At 47.0% G+C, this 625-nt stretch carries 2 protein-coding genes; one reads left to right on the top strand and one right to left on the bottom strand.

Annotated features, from left to right (window positions below; genetic code table 11):
* Nucleotides 1-114: 114 nt before the first annotated feature.
* Nucleotides 115-243, bottom strand: a complete 129-nt coding sequence (locus HMPREF9420_RS14845) for a hypothetical protein (RefSeq protein WP_081457435.1) — start codon at nt 241-243, stop codon at nt 115-117.
* Between the two features lie 73 nt (nt 244-316).
* Between HMPREF9420_RS14845 and HMPREF9420_RS14390 the strand changes: the two genes are divergently transcribed.
* Nucleotides 317-457 (top strand): hypothetical protein, encoded by a 141-nt coding sequence (locus HMPREF9420_RS14390; protein WP_155813723.1) that lies wholly within the window; start codon nt 317-319, stop codon nt 455-457.
* Nucleotides 458-625: the final 168 nt, after the last annotated feature.

Here is a 625-nt window from a genome sequence, read left to right as displayed (position 1 = left end):
CCTGGGTTTGGGTATGATTTGCGTGGAACAACGCCATAGGTGTTGCGCTTTCTAAGCGCAAACCGCCATAAATATCCTCGCTATAACCATGTCTTCATAGAAAAAGCTCAACACCTATGGCGTTGAATCCCCATGCGAACGTTTACCCGGGGTAGGCTCGTTCCTCGCCAACCCCGGGCTATCAAAAGCACAACTCGTACCGAGTTGCATCGTTGTAACATTCACCATGACGCATATATTCATTGGAATATTGACATAAAACCGATGGCTTTTCGGCGCAATCCATCATAATTTTAGGCGCAAGATAACGTAATTCATGATACGGATTGAACGTTTCAACGCCGTAGGTGTTGCGTTTTTGATAGCCCAGGGTTGCCAAACGATAGTGCAGGCTACCCTGGGTGAGAGTATGTTGTGTGGGGAACAACGCCATAGGTGTTGCGGTTTCTTTGATTAATCCGCCATAAAATATTTCATTGTAAGCATGCCCTCACAGAAAAAGCTCAACACCTATGGCGTTGAATCTCCTTGCGAATGTTTACCCGGGGTAGGCTCGTTCCTCGCCAACCCCGAGCTATCAAAGGAACAACTCGTACCGAGTTGCGTGGTGAGAATTTTCATCATG

The organism is Segatella salivae DSM 15606 (assembly GCF_000185845.1).
In the GTDB taxonomy this organism is placed as follows: domain Bacteria; phylum Bacteroidota; class Bacteroidia; order Bacteroidales; family Bacteroidaceae; genus Prevotella; species Prevotella salivae.
The sequence above is the reverse complement of the archived record's forward strand: the minus strand, read 5'-3'. Positions and strand labels throughout refer to the sequence as shown.

Excerpts from the sequence above, each read along its gene's own strand:
- HMPREF9420_RS14390 (WP_155813723.1), top strand. The coding sequence starts at position 317 with ATGATACGGATTGAACGTTTCAACGCCGTAGGTGTTGCGTTTTTGATA.
- HMPREF9420_RS14845 (WP_081457435.1), bottom strand. The coding sequence starts at position 243 with ATGAATATATGCGTCATGGTGAATGTTACAACGATGCAACTCGGTACG.